This is a genomic window from Ruicaihuangia caeni (genome assembly GCF_029952955.1).
In the GTDB taxonomy this organism is placed as follows: Bacteria; Actinomycetota; Actinomycetes; order Actinomycetales; family Microbacteriaceae; genus Ruicaihuangia; species Ruicaihuangia caeni.
The window spans coordinates 121,771-143,428 of the sequence record NZ_JASATX010000003.1; the positions used below are offsets into that span (position 1 = coordinate 121,771).

Sequence of the window (21,658 nt, forward strand, 5' to 3'; positions counted from 1 at the left end):
TGATTCCGGCGCGGGGCGCTCGTTCTTCGCCGCTACTGCTCGATCAGTTCAGCTTCGGCCCGCTGGGTCCCTGCCTCGGCATAGCCCCCCTTCGCCGCCGGTTTCGCGATGAGCGAAGTGCCTGCCCAGTAGACAACTCCTGCGATGAGCGCCGAGGGCAGCGTGGCGGTCATGAACTCGAACGGAGTGCGTGACGAGTACGTCACCGGGTCGAGCAGGTAGATGTATACCGCGACGCCGACCGCGAATGCGACGAGCGCTATCGGGTTGAACCCTCCCCAATAGAAGTACTTCGAGCGCTTGTCGTTGAGATAGAGCGACGTCACATCGAGGCGATGACGGCGCAGCACATAGAAGTCAGCGATCTGGATGCCGCACATCGGCGCGAAGCACAGCCCGAGGAACGCAACGAACACATTGAAGTAATCGAACAGACCGTCACCGAAGAACGCGACCAGCACGATCACTGGCAGAGCCCCTACTACGACGGTGGCGCCCCACCCGAGCGACCGCAGGCCTGGCAACTGCCGGAGTGCGATCGTGGAGGCAAAGGTACCCACCAAACCGGTGCCGATGTTCGCCACGAGGATGAACAGCAATGAGATCACGCCGACGACCGGGCCGCCCACCTGCACGAGGAACTGCGTCGGGTCGCCGCCGGACTCGGGAAGCAGCAGCCCGGCATAAAGGCCGGTGAGCGAGCCGATACCGACACCGAGCCCCAGACCTATCACCACCGGCCAGAGGGCGCGGCGGGCGCTCGGCCCGTTTCGCACAATAGCCCCGGTATACGCCCACCAAGAGAGGTTTGACGCGATCAGCACCTCGAGCCCGCTCGCCCAGTTCACCGAGTTGCTCTCGGCGGGCCAGGTGGCCGGGGCGGCGAGCAGAGTGCTCACCCCGAACTGCACGAGCAGCAGCACCAGCACGATGAAGCTCAGCACCAGCACACTCACCGCGATGATCGGCCCATAGTCGCGCACGCTGTTCTGACCGCGCAGCAGCATCGCTACGATGAGCAGCGCGCCGAGAGTGCCGGCGAGCCCGACGATCCAGCCGGTGCCCTCGTGCCCAACCACACCGAATGCGATGAGCAGCTCGCGCACGGCACGCCCCAGCAGCACGAAGAGGATGGTGTTCCACCCCAAGATCGAACCGTAGACGAGCACCACCGAGAGCAGCGAACCACGGGTGCCGAACTGGGGGCGCGTCGAGGTCACAGCGTCGAGCCCGTACTTCGATGAGATGGGTACGCACGCCAGCACGATGAGCAGGATGCCGATGAGTGAACCGGCGATGATCGCCAGCGTGCCATGCACGGCACCGAGGTAGAACGAGACGAAGCCCCCGATGACGAAGCACCACGTCGCGATCGCGGCCGAAACCGACGCCGAGAAGATCGACAGCGGCTTCCAGGTGCGCTCGCCTCGGAGCACCGGCCAGCCGTTCTCCGCGGCGTTCACTGGATCACCGCCCCGACCACGAGGAGCACTATCGGCACGAGAACAGTGACGATCAGCAGCGCTCGGTAATCGCCCGCTGTGAGCGGTTCGCCCTGGTGCTGCACGTCGGCGATCGCGCTGCAACGACGCGCGAGATCGGGATTGAGCTGGGTGTCCATCTGCACTCCTTTGTCTAATGGACCCGTTGGGATCGTAGGTGTTACGTGAGCTGTGGCGCACCGGACACGAACGTCTGATGCACCGTGATGTGGGGCAGGTCGTCGATCGCAACACTGAGCGGGTCGCGATCGAGCACGATGAAGTCGGCATGGTTGCCGGGTTTGAGCGAGCCACGGCGCTCTTCCCCGAGCACCGTCGCGGCGTTCGTCGTGACGAGTTCGAGCGCCTCGGAGACCTCCAGCGCCTCGTGATCGTCGATCGTGAGGCCGTGGAAGCTCTGGCGACGCACGGCACACCAGACACCGAACAGCGGGTTGGTGGCTTGCGGTTCTGACCCGACCCACACGTCCGACGACGATGTGATCGGCCACCCCTGGTCGCGCAGTGACTTGAGCGGGAACCTGCCGACCTTCCCGATGTCGCCGAGGTAGTCGACGAAGAAGTCGCCGAAGGTGTAGATGAACACCGGCTGGGGCACCGGGATGATGTCGGCGTCTCGCCACGACCCGGGTGCCTCGGCATCCGGCATGTAGTTGCCTGCGTGCTCGATGCGGGGCCGAGGCGCCCCCGCCGGCAGTCGTAGGCGTTCGATCAGGCGAGCCACCCAGAGTTGGGCCCGAGGACCATTGGCATGGACAGCGACCTGCAGCCCGGCTTCGGCGGCGCGCAGAAGCGTGTCGCGCAAGTACTCCTCATCGAGGGCGATATGGCCGTGATTATGCGGTTCGCCGACGTACGCGGTGTCGAGCGCCGCGTTCTTCGCCGAGTACCCGCCGTCGGAGAAGAGCTTGAGCCCGCGCACGCCGAACCCCTCATGCGCGCCCGTCACACCGAGCGCCCTCCGCCAGTCGAGCGCGTCATCGAGCGGCAGCGTGCCGGGCACCCACAGATAGGTGCGCACGTTCACGGGGTTCTCGTTGCGCGCGGCGAGCGATTCCATCGCACGCAGCCCGGCATGGGTCTCCGAGATCTCGCCGATCGTCGTCACGCCATTGGCAGCGAACAGCTCGCGGAACCCGCCGCGCAGGGCGTCTTCGATCTCATCGTCGGCGGGGCCGGTCACCGGCATGAGCGAGTCCATCTCCTTGACCACACCGGTCGGCTCACCCCGCTCATCACGCTCGACGACGGGTTTGCCGCTCAGGCTGCCCGCCGGCTCTCGGTACTCGCGATCGATGCCGAGCTCGGCCAGCGCGGCCGAGTTGAGCGCGGATATGTGCCCGCCTGCGCGCACGGCGATGGGCACCGTCGCACTGACCCGGTCGAGTTCGGCGCGGGTCGGCAGCCGGCCGTCGCGCAACTTGCGGTCGAGGAAGAGGTTGCCCTGCCCGACTACCCACCCCTCCCGACGCTCGGCGACCGCATTCGAGAGCCGGGCGAGCACGTCCTCGACAGTCGCACAGTGGGGCGCTCTGCAGTCCACGGTGCCCCACGCGGCTCGCACGGCCACTTCGCCGTGGGCGTGCACGTCGATGAATCCCGGCATGATGGTGCGGTCGCCGAAGTCGGTGACCGGGATGCCCGCGGCTTGAGCAGCGGCTACCTCCTCGCGCGTCACATACCCGGCGATCGATCCGCCGTCAGTGCGGATGCCGATGGCGCCGGCGGGTGCCTCGGCGTCCATGCTCCGAATAGTGCCGGCAACCCAGACCGCCTCACGTGAGACGACAGCGGACTCAGACACGCGCGAGCCCCGCATCCTGCCGCTCTACGACCGGAATGACTTCAGCCCCGATCAGACGGAGTGAGTCCATGATCGCCTCGTGTCCCATGCCGTCGATGCGCAGGAGCACCTCGTCGACGCCCATCGACTCGAGCCGCTGGAGCCGCTCAATGAAGTCGTCGGGCGTGCCGACCATGACGGACGGGCTCGTCTTGCACAGCCACTCGAGATCATCGCGGTGCTCGATGAGCGCCTTGATCTCTTCGAGGTAGCCGTAACCGGGGTTGTCGGCGAGTGGAATGTAGAGGTCAAGGATGAACTCGAAGTAGTGCCGCACCACATCGCCCGCGATCTCAAGGGCCTGTTGCCGAGTCGGCGCGCAGAACGCGGAAGCGACGTAGAGGCCCGAGTAGTCGTTGGGTGCCAGTACGGCGCTGTGATCGCTTGAGCCGAACGATTCCCGATATGCGTCGAGGCACTCCTGCAGGTAGGGGAAACCGAAGTAGTTCTCGAAGGTGATCACGCCGATGCCACGCTTTCCGGCGTTGTGGTGCGACTCGACACTCGATGCAGCGACTGAGACCGGCGGATGCGGCAGGGTCACTGGTGTCGGCATGATCTGCCGCTTCGGAAAGCTCCAGACCGGCCCTTCGTGCTCGACCTCGGGCTGGCTGATGGCCTTCATGAGCAGATCCATCGAGTCGTCCCACTGCGCACGTGTTTCCTTGGGGTCGACTCCGAAGGCCTTGAGTGTCGGGATGTTGTTGGACCGCGCGGTGCAGATCTCTGCACGTCCATTCGAGACGATGTCGAGAGTGGCGAGGCGCTCGGCGACCAGCACCGGATGGTTCCATTTGAGCATCACCGAGGCCATCGTGCGCAGCTTGATGCTGCTGGTCTGCGCCGCGATCGCCGAGTACAGCACCTCTGGCGCCGCGACCGAGAAATGCGGCGGGCTGAAGTGCTGTTCCGAAGTTCCCCAAGTTGAGAACCCGAGTTCGTCGGCGAGCTTCACCTCCTTGATCATCTGGTGGTACCGCTCCGCAACGGTAGTGCCGACAAGGTCGCCTTCCTGAAGGAGTCCTACGCGCATGTCGCTGTCCTTTCTGTGTGATCCGGAATGGGCCGGGGCATCCGCGCCTCGGCAGCGGCCGGTCCGCTGATTGGTAAGTTCTTCGCGTGAGCGAAGACGTGAGCCAGGCATTCGACGCAGAGTCGCGCAGTAGTAGCGCGGCGATCGCCGACCCCATCGACCTGGCGCTGATCCGAGAGCTTCAAGCGAACGGGCGCGCGACCTACGCCGAACTCGCTGCGGCGGCGGGCGTGACCGAGAAGACCGCGCATCGTCGAGTGGGCCGCCTGATCGCAGATGAGGTGGTTCGCATTGCGGCCGTGACTGATCCGGCCGTGCTGGGCTATACGGCGGCCGCGCTGCTCGGCATCCGCCTCACGCCTGGAAGCCGAGCAGCCGACTTGGTGGAGCGTCTCAAGAGTCTCGAGCGCGTCGACTACATCGTGACCACCTCGGGCCGGTTCCCGGTGCAGGTCGAAGTCGTCTGTCGAGACGAGTCGGAACTCGCAGCGCTCGTCGATGACACGATCCGGGTGATGCCGGGGGTGCGTGACATCGACTTGCTGCCGTACTTGCGTCTTCATTACCAGCAAGCCCGCTTCCATGCAGGTGAATTGACGCGTCTCAGCGGCGTCCGGCCCCGCGCCCTCGACGACCTCGACCGCAATATCGTCGAACAGTTCGCTCTCAACGGCCGCGCGGCGTTCGTGGAGGTCGCCGCACGGATCGGCGTGTCTCAGGTGAAGCTGCGGCAGCGATTCCAGCGCCTCATCGACTCGAACACGATGAAGGTGATGGCGATCGTCAACCCGCTGCAGCTTGGGCTCTCGGCAGTGGCCTGGGTCGAGATCAAGGTCGATCAAGGTCACCGGGTCGAGGAGATCGCCGAGACGCTCACTACGCAGCCAAGCGTGTCGTACCTCGCGCTCACCTTCGGACGCTGCGACATCCTTGTCGAGGTAGTGTGCGCCGACAAGGAGGAGTTGAACGTCTTGCTCAACGAAAGGCTTCGGTTCGTCCCCGGTGTCGGCGAGTTCACGGTGTCGCAGTATTTCGATCTCGTCTACAAGCCGCTGCTGCCGCCTCAACCGGCGACACCGGTCACGCGATAGCCGACGCACGAGTCAGCCCACCCAGACGGTCTTCGTCTCGAGGAACTTCTCCACCGCGTCGGGCCCGCAGTCGCGCCCAAGCCCGGACTGCTTCGATCCCCCCCAAGGCGCATTGGCAGCCCAGTCGGCGTAGGTGTTCACCCATACACGGCCGACCTCGAGCCTGTCGGCGATCGAGTGCACGCGCGTGACATCGGAGGTCCAGAGCCCGGCAGTGAGTCCGTAGCGCGAAGCGTTGGCGCGGGCGATCAAGTCATCATCGTCGTCAAAGGTCTGCACGATGAGCACTGGTCCGAAGATCTCGTCCGTGGTGACTGCTTCAGCATCCGTCGGATCCAGCACGATCGTCGGGTCGTAGAAGAACCCGCCGTCGCGCGAGCTGATGCCTCCACGAGTGATCGACGCGGCACCCCTGCGCGCTTGCTCCACATACGAGTTGACCTTGTCTCGGTGCTGAGCCGATACGAGCGGCCCCATAGTGCTCGCGCTGTCAAGACTCGGTCCGACGACGATCGCGTCGGTGTATTGGTGGATGACATCGAGCACGTCGTCGCGCACGTCGCGGTGCACCAGCACCCTTGACCCGGCGAAGCACACTTGCCCCGAGTAGAAGAATGCGGTCACGGCCGCGGCCGTCGCCGCCTTCTGCACATCAGCATCAGGGAAGATGATGTTCGGGTTCTTCCCACCGAGCTCCAGCGAGATCGGCTTCAGCGCAGCGCCCGCTTCGGCTGCGAGTTGCCGACCGACGCGATCTGAGCCGGTGAAGGTGATACCCCGAACAAGCGGGTGCGAGGTCAGCGCCGCCCCGGTGGTCTCCCCCCGCCCGGTGACGACGCTCACAACGCCTTCGGGAACGCCCGCTTCGACCGCGAGTTCCGCCAGGCGCAGAGTCGAGAGCGAAGTGAGTTCGCTCGGTTTGATCACGACTGCGTTCCCCGCGGCGAGCGCCGGCGCGATCTTGATCGCTGCTTGGCACAGCGGGAAGTTCCATGGCGTGATGGCCGCAACGACGCCGAGCGGATCCTTCTTCGTATAGACCAGGTGATCGGCCGACGCTACTGGAACCACGCTTCCGAGGATCTTCGTTGGCCAACCCGCGTAGTAGCGGAACTGCTCGACAGCGAGCGCCACATCGACGGCCTCGACATAGCCGACGGGCTTCCCGCTTTCGAGCGCGTCGTACTGCGCGAGCTCTGTCGCGTGCTGCTCCATGAGGTCAGCGAGGCGGTGCAGCACACGCTCGCGTTCGAATGGCGAGAACCGCTTCCACGACCCAGTAAACGCGTCGTGTGCATGGCGCACGGTGCGGTCGACCTCTTCGGCGTTCGTCTCGGCGACGTGCACAAGCAGTTGACCGGTCGCGGGATCGAGCGAGGCAATCCGCTCACCCTTTGCCGCCCGCGACTCGACCTCGGCGATGAATGCCTCGACCTCGGGCAGCGCGCCGGGCTGCGTGCGCCTCTGCTCGAAAGCGTGCTCCTGAACGTCTGAACTCGTGATGGTCACGGCTCGTCCTCTCGTCTTTGAGTACCGACGTGAGACAGCAAATCACTGATTCCTGTCCCACACAAGCCGATTTGGATAGATTTAGGTACTTGACTTTAGTGAAATGTCGTTTTTATGGTTCATGCAAGCCGAATTGCCGGCCGACCCCTCCCCTGAACGAGAGGAGACGCGATGTACGACGTCTTCGCCATCTATGACCACCCGAGCGACCCTGAGGCGTTCAATGCGCACTACGAGCGCGTGCACGCACCCCTGACGCGCCGGATGCCGGGCCTGCTCGAGTTCGAGTGGGGCGTCGCGGCGCCAGGTTCGAGTGTCCATGTGATCGCTCGTATGACCTTCGCCGACGAGGCGAGCGCTGATGCGGGGCTCACCTCACCGGAGGGCACCGCGGCGGTCGAAGACCTGCAGAACTTCGCGGCAGCAGGCGTGACTGTCATCCGCGCACCTCGGGCACTTGGCACAGCCGTCCTCGGCGTCGAGCCTGCCGACGCGTCCCGGTGACGCGGCAGCAAGCAACGCGATCAGCAGCAAACCCAGTGAGGAACCACATGAACACCACTGCAATCGGCCACACCCGGCGCAAGGACAGCGCGGCACGGACGCCTGAGAAGCACGACGAACTCATCGCCATCGTGAAGGCGGCAAACCGCAGCCTCCCTACCGGAGTGTCCGTGGTCACAGGGCGCGACGCCGAACGACCGGTCGGCCTGGTCGTCAATGCTTACTCGAGCGTCTCACTGGAACCAGCCAGCGTGCTCGTCTGCGTCAACCGTTCGTCATCGAGCCACGATTACTTGCACGCGAGCCCCTTCATCGCGGTGAATTTCCTCGCCCACGACCAAGAGGAGATCGCTAGGCGCTTCGCCGTATCGGGCGGCGACAAGTTCGCAGACCTTGACTGGCACCCCGGCGTGAATGGATCGCCGCTGCTCGCCGGCACATCCGCGCACTTCGAGATCGAAGTGGATGAACGCCTGGCCGCCCACACGCACACGATCTTCATCGGTCGCATCGTTGATGCGATGACGCATGGCAGCGAGCCGTTGCTGTACAAGGATGGTCGGTTCCACGACATCTTCTGATCGACCTGCACCAACGCAACGACGGCGGCTCCCCTTCCGGCTCCTTTCGAGGGGCGCCGCCGTCGGACCGATGTGTCAGAAACGTGACAGTGAACGAGCGATGACCTGTGCCAGCAGGCGCGCTGAGGCACGAGACCGCCTCCACGTAGAGGGTCGCGGCTCGGTCAGTCGAGCGGGAGGGGTGCGTTCGCGCTGTCGAGATGCTCGACGGTGGTGAAGATGAGGTCTTCGTCGCCGATGTTCTGGATGTCGTGGAGCAGGAACTCTCCCTCTCCGAACGAGTAGTGCCGTGTCTCCCCCTGCGGGTACTCCACGATCCGCGTCGTGCCGTCGGCGGTGTGCTGCAGGCTCTTCCCTGCGGTGACGGCGGTCCAGAAGTAGTCGAGCACATGGCGGTGCACGTGCCACCGCTGCCCAGGTGCGAGGTGGATCTCCCACACCCGCACGCGCTCGTTCTGACTCAACAGCCGTGAACCCACGTGGCCGTCGAACTCATAGCGCTCGAAGTCGGCCTTGACCTCGTCGGACCAGCCTTCGAAGTTCTCGGCGACGAGTTCTCCTGCGAGGGCGATGTCACTCGGGAGGTTGCTCGAGATCATGCGCCCTGGTCCTCCATCTGCTTCACCGGGAGCTCCTCGAGCACACGCACTTCAAGCGACTCGACGAACTTGCCCCGCACGTCGCCGAGCGCCACACGAGGGGGGTTCGAGAAGAACTCGTTCTCCTGCCGCTCGACGCTGTCGGCCGATTCGAACTGCCGGATCCACACGAACTCGTCGGGGTCCGCGGTGTTCCGCGAGGCGAAGGGCACCGGGATGCCGACCTCGTGGTGCAGCGGCACGAGCTTGTCGTGGAACAGCTCCAGCCACTCGTCCATCAGTCCTTGCCGTATGCGATAGATCCGCAATTGGGAGACCAGGGCCATCGCGAACAACTCCTTCGTCGTCAATCAGCGCCGGGGTTCATGCCCGGTGAACTAGTGTATTCAGAATAACAGGTCATCAGAGGAGATGAGTACTTTGCTCGAGGAAGAGAATCGCCCGGACTCCCCGTCGGAGAACCAACAGGCACCGTACGCCGCGCCCTACGAAGGGAAGCGAATCGCGTTCGTCCACACCCTGGGGGCGCTGGCGCCCGTGTTCGATCAACTGGTCGCTGAGCACCTCCCCGGGGCAGTTGCGACCCATGTCGTCGACGACGGCTTCTACGAGGCCGAGTTCGCGGCGGGCGCCCTCGACGAGACGGAGCAGCGCCGCTTGGTCGAACATCTCAACGATGGCGAGGCTGCCGAAGCCGACATCTCAGTGGTGACGTGCTCGTTCCTCGGCACCTACGTCGACGAGCTCGCCCATGAGGCGAATGGCTCGTGGCTGCGCATCGACCTCGCGATGGCGGAAGCCGCCTTGGCGATCGGCGACCGCATCGGTGTACTCGCGACTGCGGAATCGTCGTACCGGTCGACGGTGCAGTTGCTGGAGCGCCTCGCCAGCGAAGCGGCACGCGAGGTGCAGCTCAGCGCACACCTGGTCGAAGGCGCGTTCGCCGCGTTGGAGCGCGGCGACCTCGACACCCACAACTCGGCGGTCGCGGATGCGATCGCGTCGGTGCAGGGCGAGGTCGATGTCATCGTGCTGTCGCAGGCTTCGATGGCCCAGGCGATCGCGACCATGACCGAGCAGCCGACCGTGCCCGTGCTGACGAGCCCAGTGCTGTGCTTCAAGCGGCTGCGCGAGGTGCTCGCGTAGAGCACTCTCGCACAAGCAAGAGGGGCGGATGCCGCGGTTCGAAGCCGCGGCATCCGCCCCTCTTGTGTATCGACTCGCGTCAGAACCCGAGCAGGCCGGGTAGCCACGTCGTCAGAGCCGGCACCGCAGTCACCAAGGCGAGCACCCCCAGAAGCGGGAAATAGAAGGGCACTACGCCCTTGATGATCCGTTTGACCGGGATATTCGTCACGTTCGACAGCACGAAGAGCACGAGTCCGACCGGCGGCGTCAGGAGGCCCAGCATGAGGTTGAACACGATGATCATGCCGAACTGCATCGGGTCGATCTGCATCACCATCGCAACAGGCCACAGCACGGGCACCAGGATCAGGATCGCCGCGACGGGATCGATCAGCGCACCGATGAACAGCAGCAGGATGTTCACGAGGATCAAGAACACGATCGGGTCGGTCGTGAACGAAGTGATCAGCTCCGCTGCCTTCTGCGGTGCCTGCTCACGGGCGAGAATCCAGCCGAACAGCGCGGCAGGCGCCACGATGAGCAGCACCGCGCCGACGGTCTCGACTGTTGTCGTGAGGATCGCCTTGATGTTGCCCCAGCCCAGCTGCTTGTACAGCAGCGCGAGGACCAGCATGTAGGCGACGCCCGCTGCTGCCGCCTCCGTGGGCGTGACGATGCCGCCCAGGATGCCACCGAGGATGATCACACCCGCGCCGAGCGCCGGGATCCCGCTGGCCGCCGTGCGAACGCGCTCCCCCATCGGCGTGCGGGGCAGCCGCAGGTCTTCGCGCTTGCGGGCGTAGACCCACACGCACAGGCACAGCACGGCCACGAGCAGCAGGCCCGGCACGATCGCAGCGATGAACAGCGAACCGACCGAGATGCTCGCGGTGACGGCAAGGATGATCGCAGGAATGCTGGGAGGGATGATCGGTGCGATCAGGGCGGCGGATGCCGTCACGCCCACCGTGAAGCCCTCGGAGTACCCGCGGCGCACCATGGCCGGCACCTGCACCTTGCCCAGGGCAGCGGCGTCGCCAAGCGCTGCACCACTCATCCACGCGAACGCGAAGCTGGTGAACACGTTGACGTAGCCCAGGCTGCCTCGAACGCGACCGAAGACGGCCGTGGCGGCCTCGAACAGTCGGTCGGCGATTCCGGTGATGTTGACCACGTTGCCGAGGAGGATGAACAGCGGCACCGCGAGCAGCGGGAAGCTGTTGACTCCGGCGATCGTCTGCTGCACCAGCACATTGATCGCGGTGCGTCCCTCGATCGTGAAGTAGATGAGCGAGGGCATGAGCAGCGAGAAGGCCACTGGAACTCGCAAGAAGAGCAGGACGACGAGAACGCCCACCATCATCAGCAACATGTCAGGCTCCCACTCGGCTCAGGTCGACGTCGTCCTCGAACTGCTTCGGGTACTTCAGCGCAAGCACGATGTTCACGACGGCGTGCGCGGCCATGAGCAGGTACGAGACGACGCAGATCGAGTACACGATGCTCATCGGCAGCCCGGTCACCGGGCCGTTGAGTCGTCCGGATGCGCCGACCAGAGCGATCGACCCGTAGGCCATCACTGCGCAGCCCGCGATGACGATGACGCTCGCGAGTGCCTCCGCGATCGAGACCGCGCGCGCGCCGATGCGCTTGGAGCCGAACAGCACGACACTGATGTGACGGCGTCGGGCCATGACGAACGTCGCTGAAGCGAACACCAGCCAGATGAAGAGGAACCGCGAGAGTTCCTCCGACCACGGCAGCGGCGAGTTCAGCACGTAACGGCTGAACACCTGGATGAGGATCAGGAAGAATACCGCCACCATCAGCACGCAGCTGACGATGACCTCGGCGCGCACGAGGGCACCGTAGGCGCGGGATCTCGTCTCGGGGTAGAAGGGGCTCCCCGGATCGAGCGCTTCCTGAGGGGCGTCGCCCTCGTAATCGAGTGTCATCGCGCTACTCCTTCGTATGTCGCGGGGTCGGGATGCTTCATTGGGGTCTCGTGATGCTGCTGGCAAGACCCGCTCGCAGCATCGGCTGAGTTAGGTCGGTCAGGCCATCACGATTCCGCCGTTGACGTCGAGCGTCGCGCCGGTGATGAACGACGCGTCGTCCGAGAGCAGGAATCGCACTGCAGCGGCGATATCGGCAGGGTCTGCGAGCCGCCCCAACGGAATCGCCTCGCGAATCGCCTCGAGCCGCTCGGGCCCCTCCAACTCGCGCAGCCGCGGCCCATCGACCGGGCCGGGAGCGACAGCATTGGCGCGGATGCCGTGACGTGCTCCGTCCCGAGCCGTGTGCCGCGTGAGCCCGAGCAACCCTGCCTTCGCCGCGGTGTATTCCGCGCCGAGCGACGTCGCGGTCGAGCGGGCGGCATTCGACGCGATGTTCACGATCGCACCGCCTCCGCCCGCGATCATGCTCGGCATCGCCGCCTTGGTGGTCAGGAACGCGGCCTTGAGGTTGGAGTCGACGACGGCATCCCAGTCGCCTTCCGTGATCTCGTGCACTTCCTTGACGGCCACATATCGGCCGGCACAGTTCACGAGCTCGGTGACCGGTCCAAGTTCGCCGACGAGGTCGGCGAACGCCGTGTCGACGGCGGCGGCATCCGTGAGGTCCACCGTGAACGCGCGCACCGGGGCGGTGGCGACGCTGGCGAGTTCCTCGCGGAGTCGTTCGATCGCCGACCGGTTCAGGTCGAGGAGCGCGACGGCTCGCCCAGCGGCGGCGAGCGACCGGGCGACTGCGTCGCCGATGCCGCTCGCCGCGCCGGTCACAATCGCGAAGCGGTGCTCACGCTGCATGCTGCACTACGACCTTGCCGGGCACCGAGCCGGCGTCGCCGAGAATCGTCGGGATCTCGTCAAGCCGCGCCTCGAGCCCCACGAACTGCTGCAGATCGAGCTTGCCGCTGCGAACGAGCTCATCGACGCGATCCCAGCTCGACCAGATGTGCCGGCCGAAGGTGCCCTTCCAGTTGATGACTCGCAGATTCACGTCGCGCGAGATGTTCACGGGGATGGGCTGGCTGGTGTGGCCGATCGACACCAGGGTCGACTCCTTGCCGAGCGTGTCGAAGAGCGTCTCGTACGCCGACGGCGCTCCGGACACTTCGAATGCGAGGTCGGCGCCGGCGATGACGCCGCGCTCTCTGGCGAGAGCGATGAAGTCGTCCTTCTCACGGAGGTCGAACGCCGTCGCCCCGAGCTGCTCAGCCATGGTGCGGCGCGACTCCCCCGGTTCGAGCACGAGCACGTCGCCCGCTCCTTGCGCCTTGAGCATTGCGATCAGGAAGAGCCCGACCGGTCCCGCACCGCTGACCGCTACGACCTTGCCGTCGACATCGCCGGCGCGCTGTGTGGCGTGCATGGCGACTCCGGCCGCTTCGTAGAGCGCCGCGTGCTCGGGCGAGACGCCTGGCGCCACGCGATACAGAGCGCGCTCGGGGATGACGGCGTATTCGGCCCAGATGCCGTCCCGGCTGACGCCGGGGATCTGCATGTTCAGGCAGTTGTGGGCCGCGTCGTTGCGGCAGGCGACGCACTCGCCGCAGAAGATGTGGGTCTCGACGACGACGAGCTGCCCCTCAGGGATGTCGACGTCGTCCGCTGCGTCGACGACGAAGCCGGAGCACTCGTGGCCGAGCACCATCGGAAGCGGGGAGCCCCAGGTGGCCGAGTGCCGCGGCCAGTCGAACGCCAGGCCGAGGTCGGTTCCGCAGATCGACGATGCAGCGACCTTGATGACGACCTCGCCCGGGCCGGCCGTCGGCTTCGGCACGTCGCCCGTCGATACTCCGGGGCTCGGGTCGGTCTTGGTGATGGCGAACAACGGTGTCTCCTTGCGAATGGGTACTGCGGTGCGCGAGAGCGCGCTCTGTCTGAAGAACGCTCGTGCGTCTGACGCGGCGGTCGATGAGGCCGGGCCAGAGCCGAGCGAAAGATGAGGGGCCGTGCCCGCCGAACGGATGCCGGCGGGCACGGCTGCGACGGATGCCGCTACTTCTGCGACTCGATGATCGCGTTGTAGATGTCGATCGAGAAGCCGGAGTTGGCTGCCGCCCACTTCTCGGCGCTGCCCTTGGTCGCCTCACGGATCGACTTGAGGTCGGGGCGGGTGACGGTCATGCCGTGCTCGCTCTCGAGGCGCTCGAGCGCAGCGGCGTTCTCTTCGAGGGCGAGTTGCGACTGGTGCTCTCCGGCATCCTTGATCGCGGTCTCGATGAGTTCACGGTCTTCATCGCTGAGGCGCTGCCAGAACGCCTCCGAGAAGAGGGCGACCTCACCCTGAGTGAGGTGACCGGTGACCGCGAGGTACTTCTGCACCTCGAAGAACTTGCCGGACTCGATGGTGCTGAAGGGGTTCTCCTGCCCGTCGACGGCTCCGGTCTGCAGCGCAAGATACAGCTCGCTGAAGGCCATGGGCGAGGGCGAGGCGCCGAGGTCTTCGATCGCCAAGAAGTGGATCGGGGCGTCGGGAGTGCGCAGCTTCATGCCCTTGAGATCGTCGACCGACTCGATCGGGCGAACCGAGTTGGTGATGTGGCGGTTGCCGTACCACCAGGTCCAGTCGACGGCGCGCATGCCGTACTCCGCAGCCATGTCCTCGGTCATCTGCTCGACCTCGTCGATCTGGGCGACCTTCTTGAGGTTCTCGTACTGCTCCTCCTCCGAGTCCCCGTCGATGAGGTAGGGCATCGACCAGACGGCCGCGTTCGGCGCGACGTTCGACATCACGGCTGGCGACACGAGCGCCACCTCGAGCGAGTCTGCCTGCACCTGCGCGATCGTGTCGAGCTCGTTTCCGAGCTGCGCCGAGGGGTAGACCGATACGGTGATGCGTCCGTCGGAGCGCTCCTCGACGAGCTCCTTGAACTTCAGCGCGCCTTCCTGCAGCGGTGTATCAGGAGCGATCTGGTGCGCCACGCGGATGTCGAACGAGGGCGCGTCGCCGCTGTCGCCGTCGCTCTTCCCGCCTTCCGAGGCGGCACAACCGGTGAGGGCGAGCGCTGAGGCGAGCCCGAGCGCGATGACCGTTTTCTTCACATTGACCTCTTTGTCTCTTCGATGCGGAGACCGGCTCCCCATCCCGGTCGCGGTTGACCAGGTCCTCTGAGGATCCGATGCTGTGATCCACATATGTATAGCGGTAGTGTGGTGACACCGCAAGCCGTCGGGCTCGAAAACTTGCCGCGACCCACGACGTGCGGCGTGGTCGGTCGTGGTGAGAGGATCAGCGAGGCGACGCGTCAGCGGAGACGAACGCGATGAAGGAGGAGGCGACGATGACCTCGCAGGCCCTACTGGAGCCGATCCCAGGACCGATGAGCGTGTCGACGCATGTACTGCGCGGCCTGCTCTCGTCGATCGTCGACGGCAAGCTGAAGACCGGCGAGCAACTGCCTTCCGAGGCCGAGATCGCGCAGCAGATGGGCGTGGGTCTCTCTTCGGTGCGCGAAGCACTGTCGGCGCTGCAAGGCATGGGGGTCATCTCGGTGAAGCACGGTTCAGGACGAACCGTGCGCGGGCTCACCTTTGCCGCGATCGCCGACCCCCGCGTCAGCGACACCGTTGTCAACGGTCAGCTGCTGCTGCAGACGACCGCAGTGCGCGAGCTGCTCGAGGTCGCGGCGATCCGTCACGCGGCAAGTGAGGCCACGAGTTCCGACCTCGCCGAGATCGAGCGGGCCGTGGCCGAGATGGATGCCGCGGTTCACCGCGGCGAACTCGGTGTGGAGGAGGACGGCGAGTTCCACCTGGCGATCGCCCGCACCACGGGCAATGTCGTGCTCGTGCTGCTGCAGGAGTCGATCAACTCGTTGATGAACAGCATCCGGCGCAAGAGTCATCAGCAGGAGGGACGGCCGCAGATGGCCGTCGACGAACACCGCGCCATTGCCGAAGCGATCCGCAACGGCGATGTCGAGAACGCGGAACGCCTGCTCAGAGAGCACCTCGCGCGGGGTGCTTCCGACGCCGGCACCTACTTCAAGGACTGAGCCGCAGCCACGGCTTGGAGCGACTCCGACGCTGCTCGTCGACGGCGATTCCAGCGCTGGTGCGCGCCTGACGAGCCGGTCTAGGCGGAGGCTTCCGCTGCGGCCAGCGCAGCCCGAAGCCGCTCGCGGTCGACGCGCCAGATGTTGTGCACCCGATCATCGATCATGACGACCGGGATCTCCTCCGAGTACCGATCGAACAGTTCGGGCTCCTGAAGGATGTCGCGTTCCTCGAGCTGCACCGCGGGGAACTCCGAGAGCACCTCCGTCACGACCTCGCGGGCGTCATCGCAGAGATGGCAGCCCGGCTTGCCGATCAACGTCACGCGCACAGAAGACACGGAGCCAGCGTACGACCCGCACCCTGAAGCGACGGGTGGAGCCCATCGCACGGCGGCCTTCGGCGCACGTGTGGAACGCGCCAAACGCAGAACGCGCCAGCCCTGATGAGGACTGGCGCGTTCGTCGCTTCTGGCGCGACTACTTCTTGTTGCGGCGCTGGTGGCGGGTCTTGCGAAGCAGCTTGCGGTGCTTCTTCTTCGCCATACGCTTGCGGCGCTTCTTGATCACGGAACCCATAAGAACCTCACTCATTGCTGAACAGGCAGACCGGGTCCGTTCGAGAACCGCGGAAAATGTACCGCGCTAGTCTACCTGCTCCGTGCTGGGCGGATGACACGCGGATGCTGGTTGAACCCGCGCCTCAGCCGACGTCGGCGTTCGGCAGGCGCAGCACCTGCTCCACCGCGCTCTCCGGGATGCGGAATGACCGACCGAACCGGATCGCCGGAAGCTCACCCGAGTGCACCATCCGGTACACCGTCATGTTCGAAACCCGCATCATCTCGGCGACTTCGGCCACCGTGAGAAAGCGCATATCCGACAACGAGCTCGCCATCTGATTCGTCCTTCGCCTGCGCACTCTCGACCGCCCGGCCCGGCTGCCTTGCTGTGACTGGAGTGCTGTATCGCAACCATAGGGGCTGATGTGATTCAGCGTCCAGTCCCCACCGAGGGGGTGAGCACAGGCGAATATGCGGCGGCGGCAATATCGCCATCCGGCTCAGAGATGCGCCCCTCTCGGAACGCCTGGACCGTCGCGAACGGGCGCGCTGACGCGCGTGAGCGCTCACAAGGTGGCCGCTATTCACTTCGACGGAGATCGCACCGCTCGCGCTGGGCGCAAGTGACGAGCGGCGGAGCGAAGCCATCCGTCGGGACGTGCGCACGCGAGTGCGCAAGGAACAACGTCTTGGCTACTTCTTCTTGAGCCAGGGCAGCCGCTTCGAGACCTGCTCCTGCGCGTCGTGGATGACCGTGCGGGCCTGATGGAGGCTGTCGGCGGTGGCGCGGCCGATCGTGCTTGCCACCTCGGTACCGGCCCACGCGGTGTACGCGGACACCCCGCTGGTGTCGAAGTCGGCAGAGAGGAACGGGATCAGCCAGTCCTCGAGCTGCTCAAGCGGTGTCGCGTCGAGCCGGTAGTAGCGGTGCTGGCCGACATCGCGCACGCTGACGAGTCCGTGATCTCGCAGCACCTTGAGGTGCTTCGACACTGTGGGCTGACTCACGCCGAGCTTCGTGACCAGCTCTCCCACGCTGATGTCGCGCTTGTCGGCATCCGGCGACACATATCGGTCGAGCAGAGCGTGGAGGAGATCGCGTCGAGTCGCGTCTGCGAGCACGTCGAAGATGTCGGCCATTCCATCAGGGTAGCCAGCGCGCCACCGGAGTACCATGACGAACTGTCACAGATCGCGGGGGTTGGACATGAGCGCGCAACGAGTGCGCAGCAGCCTGGGCCGCCCGCGCGAGCGCGGGCCTGGAAGTCGGCTGCGCGGCGCCATCGACCGTCTCGCGTCGAGTTCGCCGGCGCGGTTCGCGATTGTCGTGTTCACGACGCTGATCGCCGTCGAGACCCTCCTGCTCTCACTGCCGATCGCGGCTCGCGACGGCAAGGCGACACCCTTCGCCGATGCACTGTTCACCGCCGTATCCACCATCTGTGTGACCGGACTCACGACGGTCGACATGGCGACGCACTGGTCGACCTTCGGCAACGTGGTCATTCTGGTCGGCCTCCAGGTCGGTGGCATCGGCGTGCTGACCCTGGCGAGCATCATGGGCCTGATCGTGTCGAGGCGCCTCGGACTGCGACAGCGACTGCTCGCAGCGAGCGATACCAACCTCTCGCGCGTGCACCACGGTCCGGTGATCGAAGCGCAGGCGGTGCGGCTCGGCGAGATCGGCGGCTTGCTTGCGACAGTCGCAGCCAGCGCCTTGATCATCGAACTCGCACTCACCGCGCTCATCACTCCGCGGCTGCTGCTCGAGGGGTTCGAGCTGTGGCCGGCGATCTGGCAGGGGTTCTACTTCGCGGCATCCGCGTTCACGAACACCGGGTTCTCGCCGCTGCCTGACGGTCTGGCTGCCTTCGCTCTCGATCCGTGGATGCTGTCGGTCATCGCCGTAGGCGTGTTCCTGGGTGCGCTCGGGTTCCCAGTCATCTTCACGCTCGCGCGTCACTGGCGCAGGCCGCGTCGGTGGCCGGTGCACGCGAAGCTCACGCTCACGGTGACGACCGGGCTGATCGTGCTCGGCGGTCTTGCGTTCTGGGCGCTCGAAGCGGGGAACCGCTCGACGCTCGGCGGGCACGAGGGTGTCTCCCAACCGCTCACCGCCCTGTTCATGTCGGTGATGACGCGCTCCGGCGGCTTCGCGACCATCGACGTCAACTCGATGAACGGCTCATCGCTGCTGGTGGCCGACATGCTGATGTTCGTGGGCGGCGGCTCGGCATCGACCGCGGGCGGCATCAAGGTGACGACACTCGCGGTGCTCTTCCTCGCTGCGTTCGCCGAAGCGCGGGGATACACGGACATGCAGGCGTTCGAGCGCCGCATTCCCGTCGACGTGCTGCGCCTCTCGGTGAGCGTCGTGCTGTGGGGCGCAACGATCGTCGCCTCGGCCTCGATCGCGTTGCTGCAACTCACCGGCGAACCGCTCGATCGGGTACTGTTCGACGTCATCTCGGCCTTCGCCACGTGCGGCCTTAGCACGGGTCTGGCCAACGAGCTGTCAGACCCAGGAAAGTACGTGCTCTCGGCCACGATGTGGGCAGGGCGCGTTGGTACAGTGACACTCGCTGCAGCGCTGGCGGCTCAGCAACGGCGCCAGCTCTTCAGACGCGCGGAAGAGAGGCCCATCGTTGGTTGAGAAGATCGCCCCCAACGCGCCGGTGCTCGTAATCGGGCTCGGCCGTTTCGGCGCCGCGACGGCCGGCCAGCTCGACCGCCTCGGCCGCGAAGTGCTCGCCGTCGACATGGACAACGAGCTCGTTCAGAAGTGGTCGGAGCGCGTCACCCATGCTGTGCAGTCCGACGCCCGGTCGATCGAGGCGCTGCGACAGATCGGGGCGCAAGACTTCTCGATCGCAGTGGTGGCGACCGCATCCGACATCGAGGCGTCCGTGCTCATCACGGCCAACCTCGTCGACCTGCGCATTCCGCAGATCTGGGCGAAGGCGATCAGCCAGACGCACGGCAAGATCCTCTCGCGCATCGGCGCGCACCACGTCATCTACCCGGAAGCCGAAGCCGGCGTGCGCGTCGCCCACTTGGTGTCCGGTCGGATGCTGGATTTCATCCAGTTCGACGACGACTTCGCCATCGTGAAGATGTACCCGCCTCGCGCGATCCGCGGGCTCGCGCTCTCGGAATCGGGCGTGCGCAGCAAGTACGGCGTGACGATCGTCGGCGTGAAATCGCCCGGCAAGGACTTCACCTACGCGACCGCCGACACCGTCGTGTCGAATCACGACCTCGTGATCGTCTCAGGGCACAGCGGCGACCTGGAGCGCTTCGCGGCGCTGCAGAGTTGAGTGCTGGGGTGAGCGACGCCGGTTTCTAGCCTTCGCCGCGACGCCACTGGGAGCGCCTTATCGGCACTCGGCCGGCCAGCCGGCTGTCTATAGGGAATCAACCCAGCTGGGGCAGTGGCCCCTACCGTTCAGCCGCCGGCGGCAAGCTCGCGGGCGCGGTCACGTGCCGCCGTCGCGGCTCGGGCTACCAACTGGCCGAGCCTGCCTCGCTCGAGCTCGGCGATCGCGCGCTCGGTAGTGCCATTGGGGCTCGTCACCGCGCGTCGCAGCTCAGCGGGCGGCTCACCGCCGTCCAGAAGCGCTCCGGCGCCGATGACGGTGCCGATTGCGAGGGCTGACGCCTGACGCTCATCGAACCCGAAGCCAGTCGCAGCCGCTGCCAGTTGCTCGGTGAAGTAATAGACGTAGGCGGGGCCGCTCGCGGCGATGGCGAGGGCCGCGTCAACCATGTGCTCCGGCATCTCGACCACCGCTCCGACTGCCGAGAACAATCGGCGGACGAGGGCGACATCCGCCTCGGTCGCTCTGGTCCCAGCGGCCAGCGACGTCACCCCCCGACCGACCGCCACGGGCGTATTCGGCATCGCGCGCATGACAGCGCCGGGCACGATCGACTCGAGTGCCTCAGTGGTGACACCGGCAGCGATGCTCACAACAATGGCGTCGTCCTCAAGCGCGGGAGCGATCTCGCGCAGCAGCGGCTCCACCATGGCCGGCTTCACTCCGAGGATGACGATTCGAGCGCCTTCCACAGCGGCGAGGTTGGCGGTCTCATCGCTCTCGAGCGCCAGGCTCACCACACCCTCTTGGCGCAGGCCCGCCGCTTTGGTGGCGCTGCGATTGGTCACTCGCACATCGCGTTCCACCGCCGCGCCAGACCGGAGGATTCCGCTGAGGATCGCCCCGCCCATTGAACCGGCGCCGAGGATCGCGACAGCGGGCAGGTCGTTGGTCATTCGCTCATTCTAGGATGGGGCCTATGAGCGCGAGCGGCGGAACGAAAGCGGTCATCGCAGCACTGCTGGCAAACACCGGCATCGCGGTGACGAAGTTCATCGCCTGGGCGTTCTCCGGATCGAGCGCGATGCTCGCCGAGGCGGTGCACTCGGTCGCAGACGCCGGCAACCAGGCACTGCTGCTCTTCGGCGGCAAGCGAGCGAAGAAGAAGGCCGATGCCGAGCACCCCTTCGGCTACGGGCGCGAGCGCTATCTCTGGGCCTTCGTCGTCGCGATCGTGCTGTTCAGCGTCGGTGGAATGTTCTCGATCTATGAGGGGATCGAGAAGCTCCGGCATCCGCATCCCCTCGAGGTGCCGTGGCTGCCGATCGTCGTGTTGATCATCGCGATCATCATGGAGTCCTTCTCCTTGCGGACGGCAGTGAAGGAGTCGCTGCCGTTCAAGAAGGGAAGCTGGATCGACTTCGTGCGCCACGCGAAGTCGCCCGAGCTGCCAGTGGTACTGCTGGAGGACATCGCGGCGCTGCTCGGTCTGGTGTTCGCCCTGTTCGGTGTAAGCCTCACGATCCTCACCGGCGACCCGATGTGGGACGGCATCGGCACGCTCGCCATCGGTGCGCTGCTGATCGTGGTCGCACTCATCCTCGGCTTCGAGACGCAGAGTCTGCTCGTGGGCGAAGGCGCGCTGCCGCGCGACGTCAGCACCATCCGCGCGGCGATCAACGCCCACCCGCGGGTCGAGGCGCTCATTCACATGAAGACGCTCTATCTGGGCCCCGATGAGCTGCTGGTCGCGGCGAAGGTCGCATTCCCTCGCACGGAGCAGCTCAGTCAGGTCGCGGCGCATATCGACGAGCTCGAGAAGTCGATTCGCGAGGCGGTTCCGGTTGCCAAGGTGATCTACCTGGAACCGGACGTCTACCGTCCCGACAACAAGGTCAATCCGCCGACCGATACCTTCGTCATTCGCGCCTCCGACTAACAAGGCTTGACCTCGACCTGGTGGCCGAGACGGCCACCAGCGCTG

General features: G+C 65.7%; 25 protein-coding genes. 8 read left to right on the forward strand and 17 right to left on the reverse strand.

Translation table 11 applies throughout. The features are described from left to right. Nucleotides 1-32: 32 nt before the first annotated feature. From QF206_RS08040 to QF206_RS08055, 4 genes are read right to left on the reverse strand one after another with little or no spacing between them, the layout of a single operon-like run. Nucleotides 33-1,463, reverse strand: a complete 1,431-nt coding sequence (locus QF206_RS08040) for a purine-cytosine permease family protein (RefSeq protein WP_281488702.1) — start codon at nt 1,461-1,463, stop codon at nt 33-35. Beyond that, nucleotides 1,460-1,621 carry a hypothetical protein gene (locus QF206_RS08045; protein ID WP_281488703.1) on the reverse strand — a complete coding sequence of 54 codons (162 nt, stop codon included), beginning with the start codon at nt 1,619-1,621 and terminating at the stop codon, nt 1,460-1,462. Before QF206_RS08045 ends, QF206_RS08040 begins: the two co-directional genes overlap by 4 nt. 41 nt (nt 1,622-1,662) lie before the next feature. After that, a complete protein-coding gene (locus QF206_RS08050) occupies nt 1,663-3,246 on the reverse strand; it encodes an amidohydrolase (protein ID WP_281488704.1) in 1,584 nt (527 codons plus the stop codon). A gap of 52 nt (nt 3,247-3,298) precedes the next feature. Further along, nucleotides 3,299-4,378 carry an LLM class flavin-dependent oxidoreductase gene (locus QF206_RS08055; RefSeq protein ID WP_281488705.1) on the reverse strand — a complete coding sequence of 360 codons (1,080 nt, stop codon included), beginning with the start codon at nt 4,376-4,378 and terminating at the stop codon, nt 3,299-3,301. Nucleotides 4,379-4,464: 86 nt separating this feature from the next. On the opposite strand from QF206_RS08055, the gene QF206_RS08060 reads away from it, so the two are divergent. Beyond that, complete coding sequence (locus tag QF206_RS08060) at nt 4,465-5,469, forward strand: Lrp/AsnC family transcriptional regulator (RefSeq protein WP_281488706.1); 1,005 nt, start codon at nt 4,465-4,467, stop codon at nt 5,467-5,469. Between the two features lie 12 nt (nt 5,470-5,481). Here the strand turns inward: QF206_RS08060 and QF206_RS08065 are convergent, their stop codons facing one another. Beyond that, entirely contained in the window at nt 5,482-6,978 is a 1,497-nt protein-coding gene (locus QF206_RS08065) for an aldehyde dehydrogenase family protein (RefSeq protein ID WP_281488707.1), read from the reverse strand. 171 nt (nt 6,979-7,149) lie between these two features. Here QF206_RS08065 and QF206_RS08070 point away from each other — a divergent pair, with 171 nt between their 5' ends. Together QF206_RS08070 and QF206_RS08075 are read left to right on the forward strand one after the other, a co-directional pair. Further along, a complete protein-coding gene (locus tag QF206_RS08070; protein ID WP_281488708.1) occupies nt 7,150-7,482 on the forward strand; it encodes an EthD family reductase in 333 nt (110 codons plus the stop codon). Nucleotides 7,483-7,529: 47 nt separating this feature from the next. Continuing rightward, nucleotides 7,530-8,063, forward strand: coding sequence for a flavin reductase family protein (locus QF206_RS08075; RefSeq protein ID WP_281488709.1), 534 nt, complete (start codon nt 7,530-7,532; stop codon nt 8,061-8,063). 164 nt (nt 8,064-8,227) lie between these two features. Here the strand turns inward: QF206_RS08075 and QF206_RS08080 are convergent, their stop codons facing one another. Together QF206_RS08080 and QF206_RS08085 are read right to left on the reverse strand one after the other, a co-directional pair. Then, nucleotides 8,228-8,662: a cupin domain-containing protein gene (locus QF206_RS08080; protein WP_281488710.1), complete on the reverse strand. Its 435-nt coding sequence runs from the start codon at nt 8,660-8,662 to the stop codon at nt 8,228-8,230. After that, nucleotides 8,659-8,988 carry a hypothetical protein gene (locus tag QF206_RS08085; RefSeq protein ID WP_281488711.1) on the reverse strand — a complete coding sequence of 110 codons (330 nt, stop codon included), beginning with the start codon at nt 8,986-8,988 and terminating at the stop codon, nt 8,659-8,661. Before QF206_RS08085 ends, QF206_RS08080 begins: the two co-directional genes overlap by 4 nt. Nucleotides 8,989-9,073: 85 nt before the next feature. Between QF206_RS08085 and QF206_RS08090 the strand changes: the two genes are divergently transcribed. Continuing rightward, a complete protein-coding gene (locus QF206_RS08090; protein ID WP_281488712.1) occupies nt 9,074-9,808 on the forward strand; it encodes an aspartate/glutamate racemase family protein in 735 nt (244 codons plus the stop codon). Nucleotides 9,809-9,887: 79 nt separating this feature from the next. Here QF206_RS08090 and QF206_RS08095 read toward each other — a convergent pair whose 3' ends face one another. The 5 genes from QF206_RS08095 to QF206_RS08115 form a co-directional block, all read right to left on the reverse strand. Continuing rightward, nucleotides 9,888-11,162 carry a TRAP transporter large permease gene (locus QF206_RS08095; protein WP_281488713.1) on the reverse strand — a complete coding sequence of 425 codons (1,275 nt, stop codon included), beginning with the start codon at nt 11,160-11,162 and terminating at the stop codon, nt 9,888-9,890. 1 nt (nt 11,163) lies between these two features. Further along, entirely contained in the window at nt 11,164-11,745 is a 582-nt protein-coding gene (locus QF206_RS08100; RefSeq protein WP_281488714.1) for a TRAP transporter small permease, read from the reverse strand. Between the two features lie 99 nt (nt 11,746-11,844). After that, nucleotides 11,845-12,600, reverse strand: coding sequence for an SDR family NAD(P)-dependent oxidoreductase (locus tag QF206_RS08105; protein ID WP_281488715.1), 756 nt, complete (start codon nt 12,598-12,600; stop codon nt 11,845-11,847). Further along, the gene (locus QF206_RS08110) at nt 12,590-13,627 is read right to left on the reverse strand and encodes a zinc-dependent alcohol dehydrogenase (protein WP_281488716.1); all 1,038 of its coding nucleotides are present in this window, start codon (nt 13,625-13,627) and stop codon (nt 12,590-12,592) included. Before QF206_RS08110 ends, QF206_RS08105 begins: the two co-directional genes overlap by 11 nt. 167 nt (nt 13,628-13,794) lie before the next feature. Next, nucleotides 13,795-14,841, reverse strand: coding sequence for a TRAP transporter substrate-binding protein (locus QF206_RS08115; RefSeq protein WP_281488717.1), 1,047 nt, complete (start codon nt 14,839-14,841; stop codon nt 13,795-13,797). Between the two features lie 239 nt (nt 14,842-15,080). Here QF206_RS08115 and QF206_RS08120 point away from each other — a divergent pair, with 239 nt between their 5' ends. Next, on the forward strand, nt 15,081-15,794 hold the full coding sequence (locus QF206_RS08120; RefSeq protein WP_281488718.1) for a FadR/GntR family transcriptional regulator: 714 nt from the start codon (nt 15,081-15,083) through the stop codon (nt 15,792-15,794). Nucleotides 15,795-15,874: 80 nt separating this feature from the next. On the opposite strand, the gene QF206_RS08125 is transcribed toward QF206_RS08120, so the two are convergent. The 4 genes from QF206_RS08125 to QF206_RS08140 form a co-directional block, all read right to left on the reverse strand. Beyond that, entirely contained in the window at nt 15,875-16,135 is a 261-nt protein-coding gene (locus tag QF206_RS08125; RefSeq protein ID WP_281488719.1) for a glutaredoxin family protein, read from the reverse strand. 139 nt (nt 16,136-16,274) lie between these two features. Next, the gene (locus tag QF206_RS08130) at nt 16,275-16,373 is read right to left on the reverse strand and encodes a 30S ribosomal protein bS22 (protein ID WP_003792170.1); all 99 of its coding nucleotides are present in this window, start codon (nt 16,371-16,373) and stop codon (nt 16,275-16,277) included. A 124-nt stretch (nt 16,374-16,497) separates the two neighbouring features. Next, on the reverse strand, nt 16,498-16,692 hold the full coding sequence (locus QF206_RS08135) for a helix-turn-helix domain-containing protein (protein ID WP_281488720.1): 195 nt from the start codon (nt 16,690-16,692) through the stop codon (nt 16,498-16,500). Nucleotides 16,693-17,050: 358 nt separating this feature from the next. Then, entirely contained in the window at nt 17,051-17,497 is a 447-nt protein-coding gene (locus QF206_RS08140; protein ID WP_281488721.1) for an ArsR/SmtB family transcription factor, read from the reverse strand. A 67-nt stretch (nt 17,498-17,564) separates the two neighbouring features. Between QF206_RS08140 and QF206_RS08145 the strand changes: the two genes are divergently transcribed. Next, nucleotides 17,565-19,010, forward strand: a complete 1,446-nt coding sequence (locus QF206_RS08145; protein ID WP_281488722.1) for a TrkH family potassium uptake protein — start codon at nt 17,565-17,567, stop codon at nt 19,008-19,010. Then, nucleotides 19,003-19,674 carry a potassium channel family protein gene (locus tag QF206_RS08150; RefSeq protein WP_281488723.1) on the forward strand — a complete coding sequence of 224 codons (672 nt, stop codon included), beginning with the start codon at nt 19,003-19,005 and terminating at the stop codon, nt 19,672-19,674. The genes QF206_RS08145 and QF206_RS08150 overlap by 8 nt, the downstream gene beginning before the upstream one ends. 128 nt (nt 19,675-19,802) lie before the next feature. On the opposite strand, the gene proC is transcribed toward QF206_RS08150, so the two are convergent. Then, nucleotides 19,803-20,630 (reverse strand): pyrroline-5-carboxylate reductase, encoded by an 828-nt coding sequence (gene proC, locus QF206_RS08155; RefSeq protein WP_281488724.1) that lies wholly within the window; start codon nt 20,628-20,630, stop codon nt 19,803-19,805. A 23-nt stretch (nt 20,631-20,653) separates the two neighbouring features. Here proC and QF206_RS08160 point away from each other — a divergent pair, with 23 nt between their 5' ends. Continuing rightward, nucleotides 20,654-21,613, forward strand: coding sequence for a cation diffusion facilitator family transporter (locus QF206_RS08160; RefSeq protein WP_281488725.1), 960 nt, complete (start codon nt 20,654-20,656; stop codon nt 21,611-21,613). Nucleotides 21,614-21,658 lie beyond the last annotated feature (45 nt).

Excerpts from the sequence above, each read along its gene's own strand:
- QF206_RS08095 (WP_281488713.1), bottom strand. The coding sequence starts at position 11,162 with ATGTTGCTGATGATGGTGGGCGTTCTCGTCGTCCTGCTCTTCTTGCGA.
- QF206_RS08055 (WP_281488705.1), bottom strand. The coding sequence starts at position 4,378 with ATGCGCGTAGGACTCCTTCAGGAAGGCGACCTTGTCGGCACTACCGTT.
- QF206_RS08050 (WP_281488704.1), bottom strand. The coding sequence starts at position 3,246 with ATGGACGCCGAGGCACCCGCCGGCGCCATCGGCATCCGCACTGACGGC.
- QF206_RS08045 (WP_281488703.1), bottom strand. The coding sequence starts at position 1,621 with ATGGACACCCAGCTCAATCCCGATCTCGCGCGTCGTTGCAGCGCGATC.
- QF206_RS08145 (WP_281488722.1), top strand. The coding sequence starts at position 17,565 with ATGAGCGCGCAACGAGTGCGCAGCAGCCTGGGCCGCCCGCGCGAGCGC.
- QF206_RS08140 (WP_281488721.1), bottom strand. The coding sequence starts at position 17,497 with ATGGCCGACATCTTCGACGTGCTCGCAGACGCGACTCGACGCGATCTC.
- QF206_RS08090 (WP_281488712.1), top strand. The coding sequence starts at position 9,074 with ATGAGTACTTTGCTCGAGGAAGAGAATCGCCCGGACTCCCCGTCGGAG.
- QF206_RS08120 (WP_281488718.1), top strand. The coding sequence starts at position 15,081 with ATGACCTCGCAGGCCCTACTGGAGCCGATCCCAGGACCGATGAGCGTG.
- QF206_RS08080 (WP_281488710.1), bottom strand. The coding sequence starts at position 8,662 with ATGATCTCGAGCAACCTCCCGAGTGACATCGCCCTCGCAGGAGAACTC.
- QF206_RS08070 (WP_281488708.1), top strand. The coding sequence starts at position 7,150 with ATGTACGACGTCTTCGCCATCTATGACCACCCGAGCGACCCTGAGGCG.
- QF206_RS08160 (WP_281488725.1), top strand. The coding sequence starts at position 20,654 with ATGAGCGCGAGCGGCGGAACGAAAGCGGTCATCGCAGCACTGCTGGCA.
- QF206_RS08105 (WP_281488715.1), bottom strand. The coding sequence starts at position 12,600 with ATGCAGCGTGAGCACCGCTTCGCGATTGTGACCGGCGCGGCGAGCGGC.
- proC (WP_281488724.1), bottom strand. The coding sequence starts at position 20,630 with ATGACCAACGACCTGCCCGCTGTCGCGATCCTCGGCGCCGGTTCAATG.
- QF206_RS08085 (WP_281488711.1), bottom strand. The coding sequence starts at position 8,988 with ATGGCCCTGGTCTCCCAATTGCGGATCTATCGCATACGGCAAGGACTG.
- QF206_RS08100 (WP_281488714.1), bottom strand. The coding sequence starts at position 11,745 with ATGACACTCGATTACGAGGGCGACGCCCCTCAGGAAGCGCTCGATCCG.
- QF206_RS08075 (WP_281488709.1), top strand. The coding sequence starts at position 7,530 with ATGAACACCACTGCAATCGGCCACACCCGGCGCAAGGACAGCGCGGCA.
- QF206_RS08130 (WP_003792170.1), bottom strand. The coding sequence starts at position 16,373 with ATGGGTTCCGTGATCAAGAAGCGCCGCAAGCGTATGGCGAAGAAGAAG.
- QF206_RS08135 (WP_281488720.1), bottom strand. The coding sequence starts at position 16,692 with ATGGCGAGCTCGTTGTCGGATATGCGCTTTCTCACGGTGGCCGAAGTC.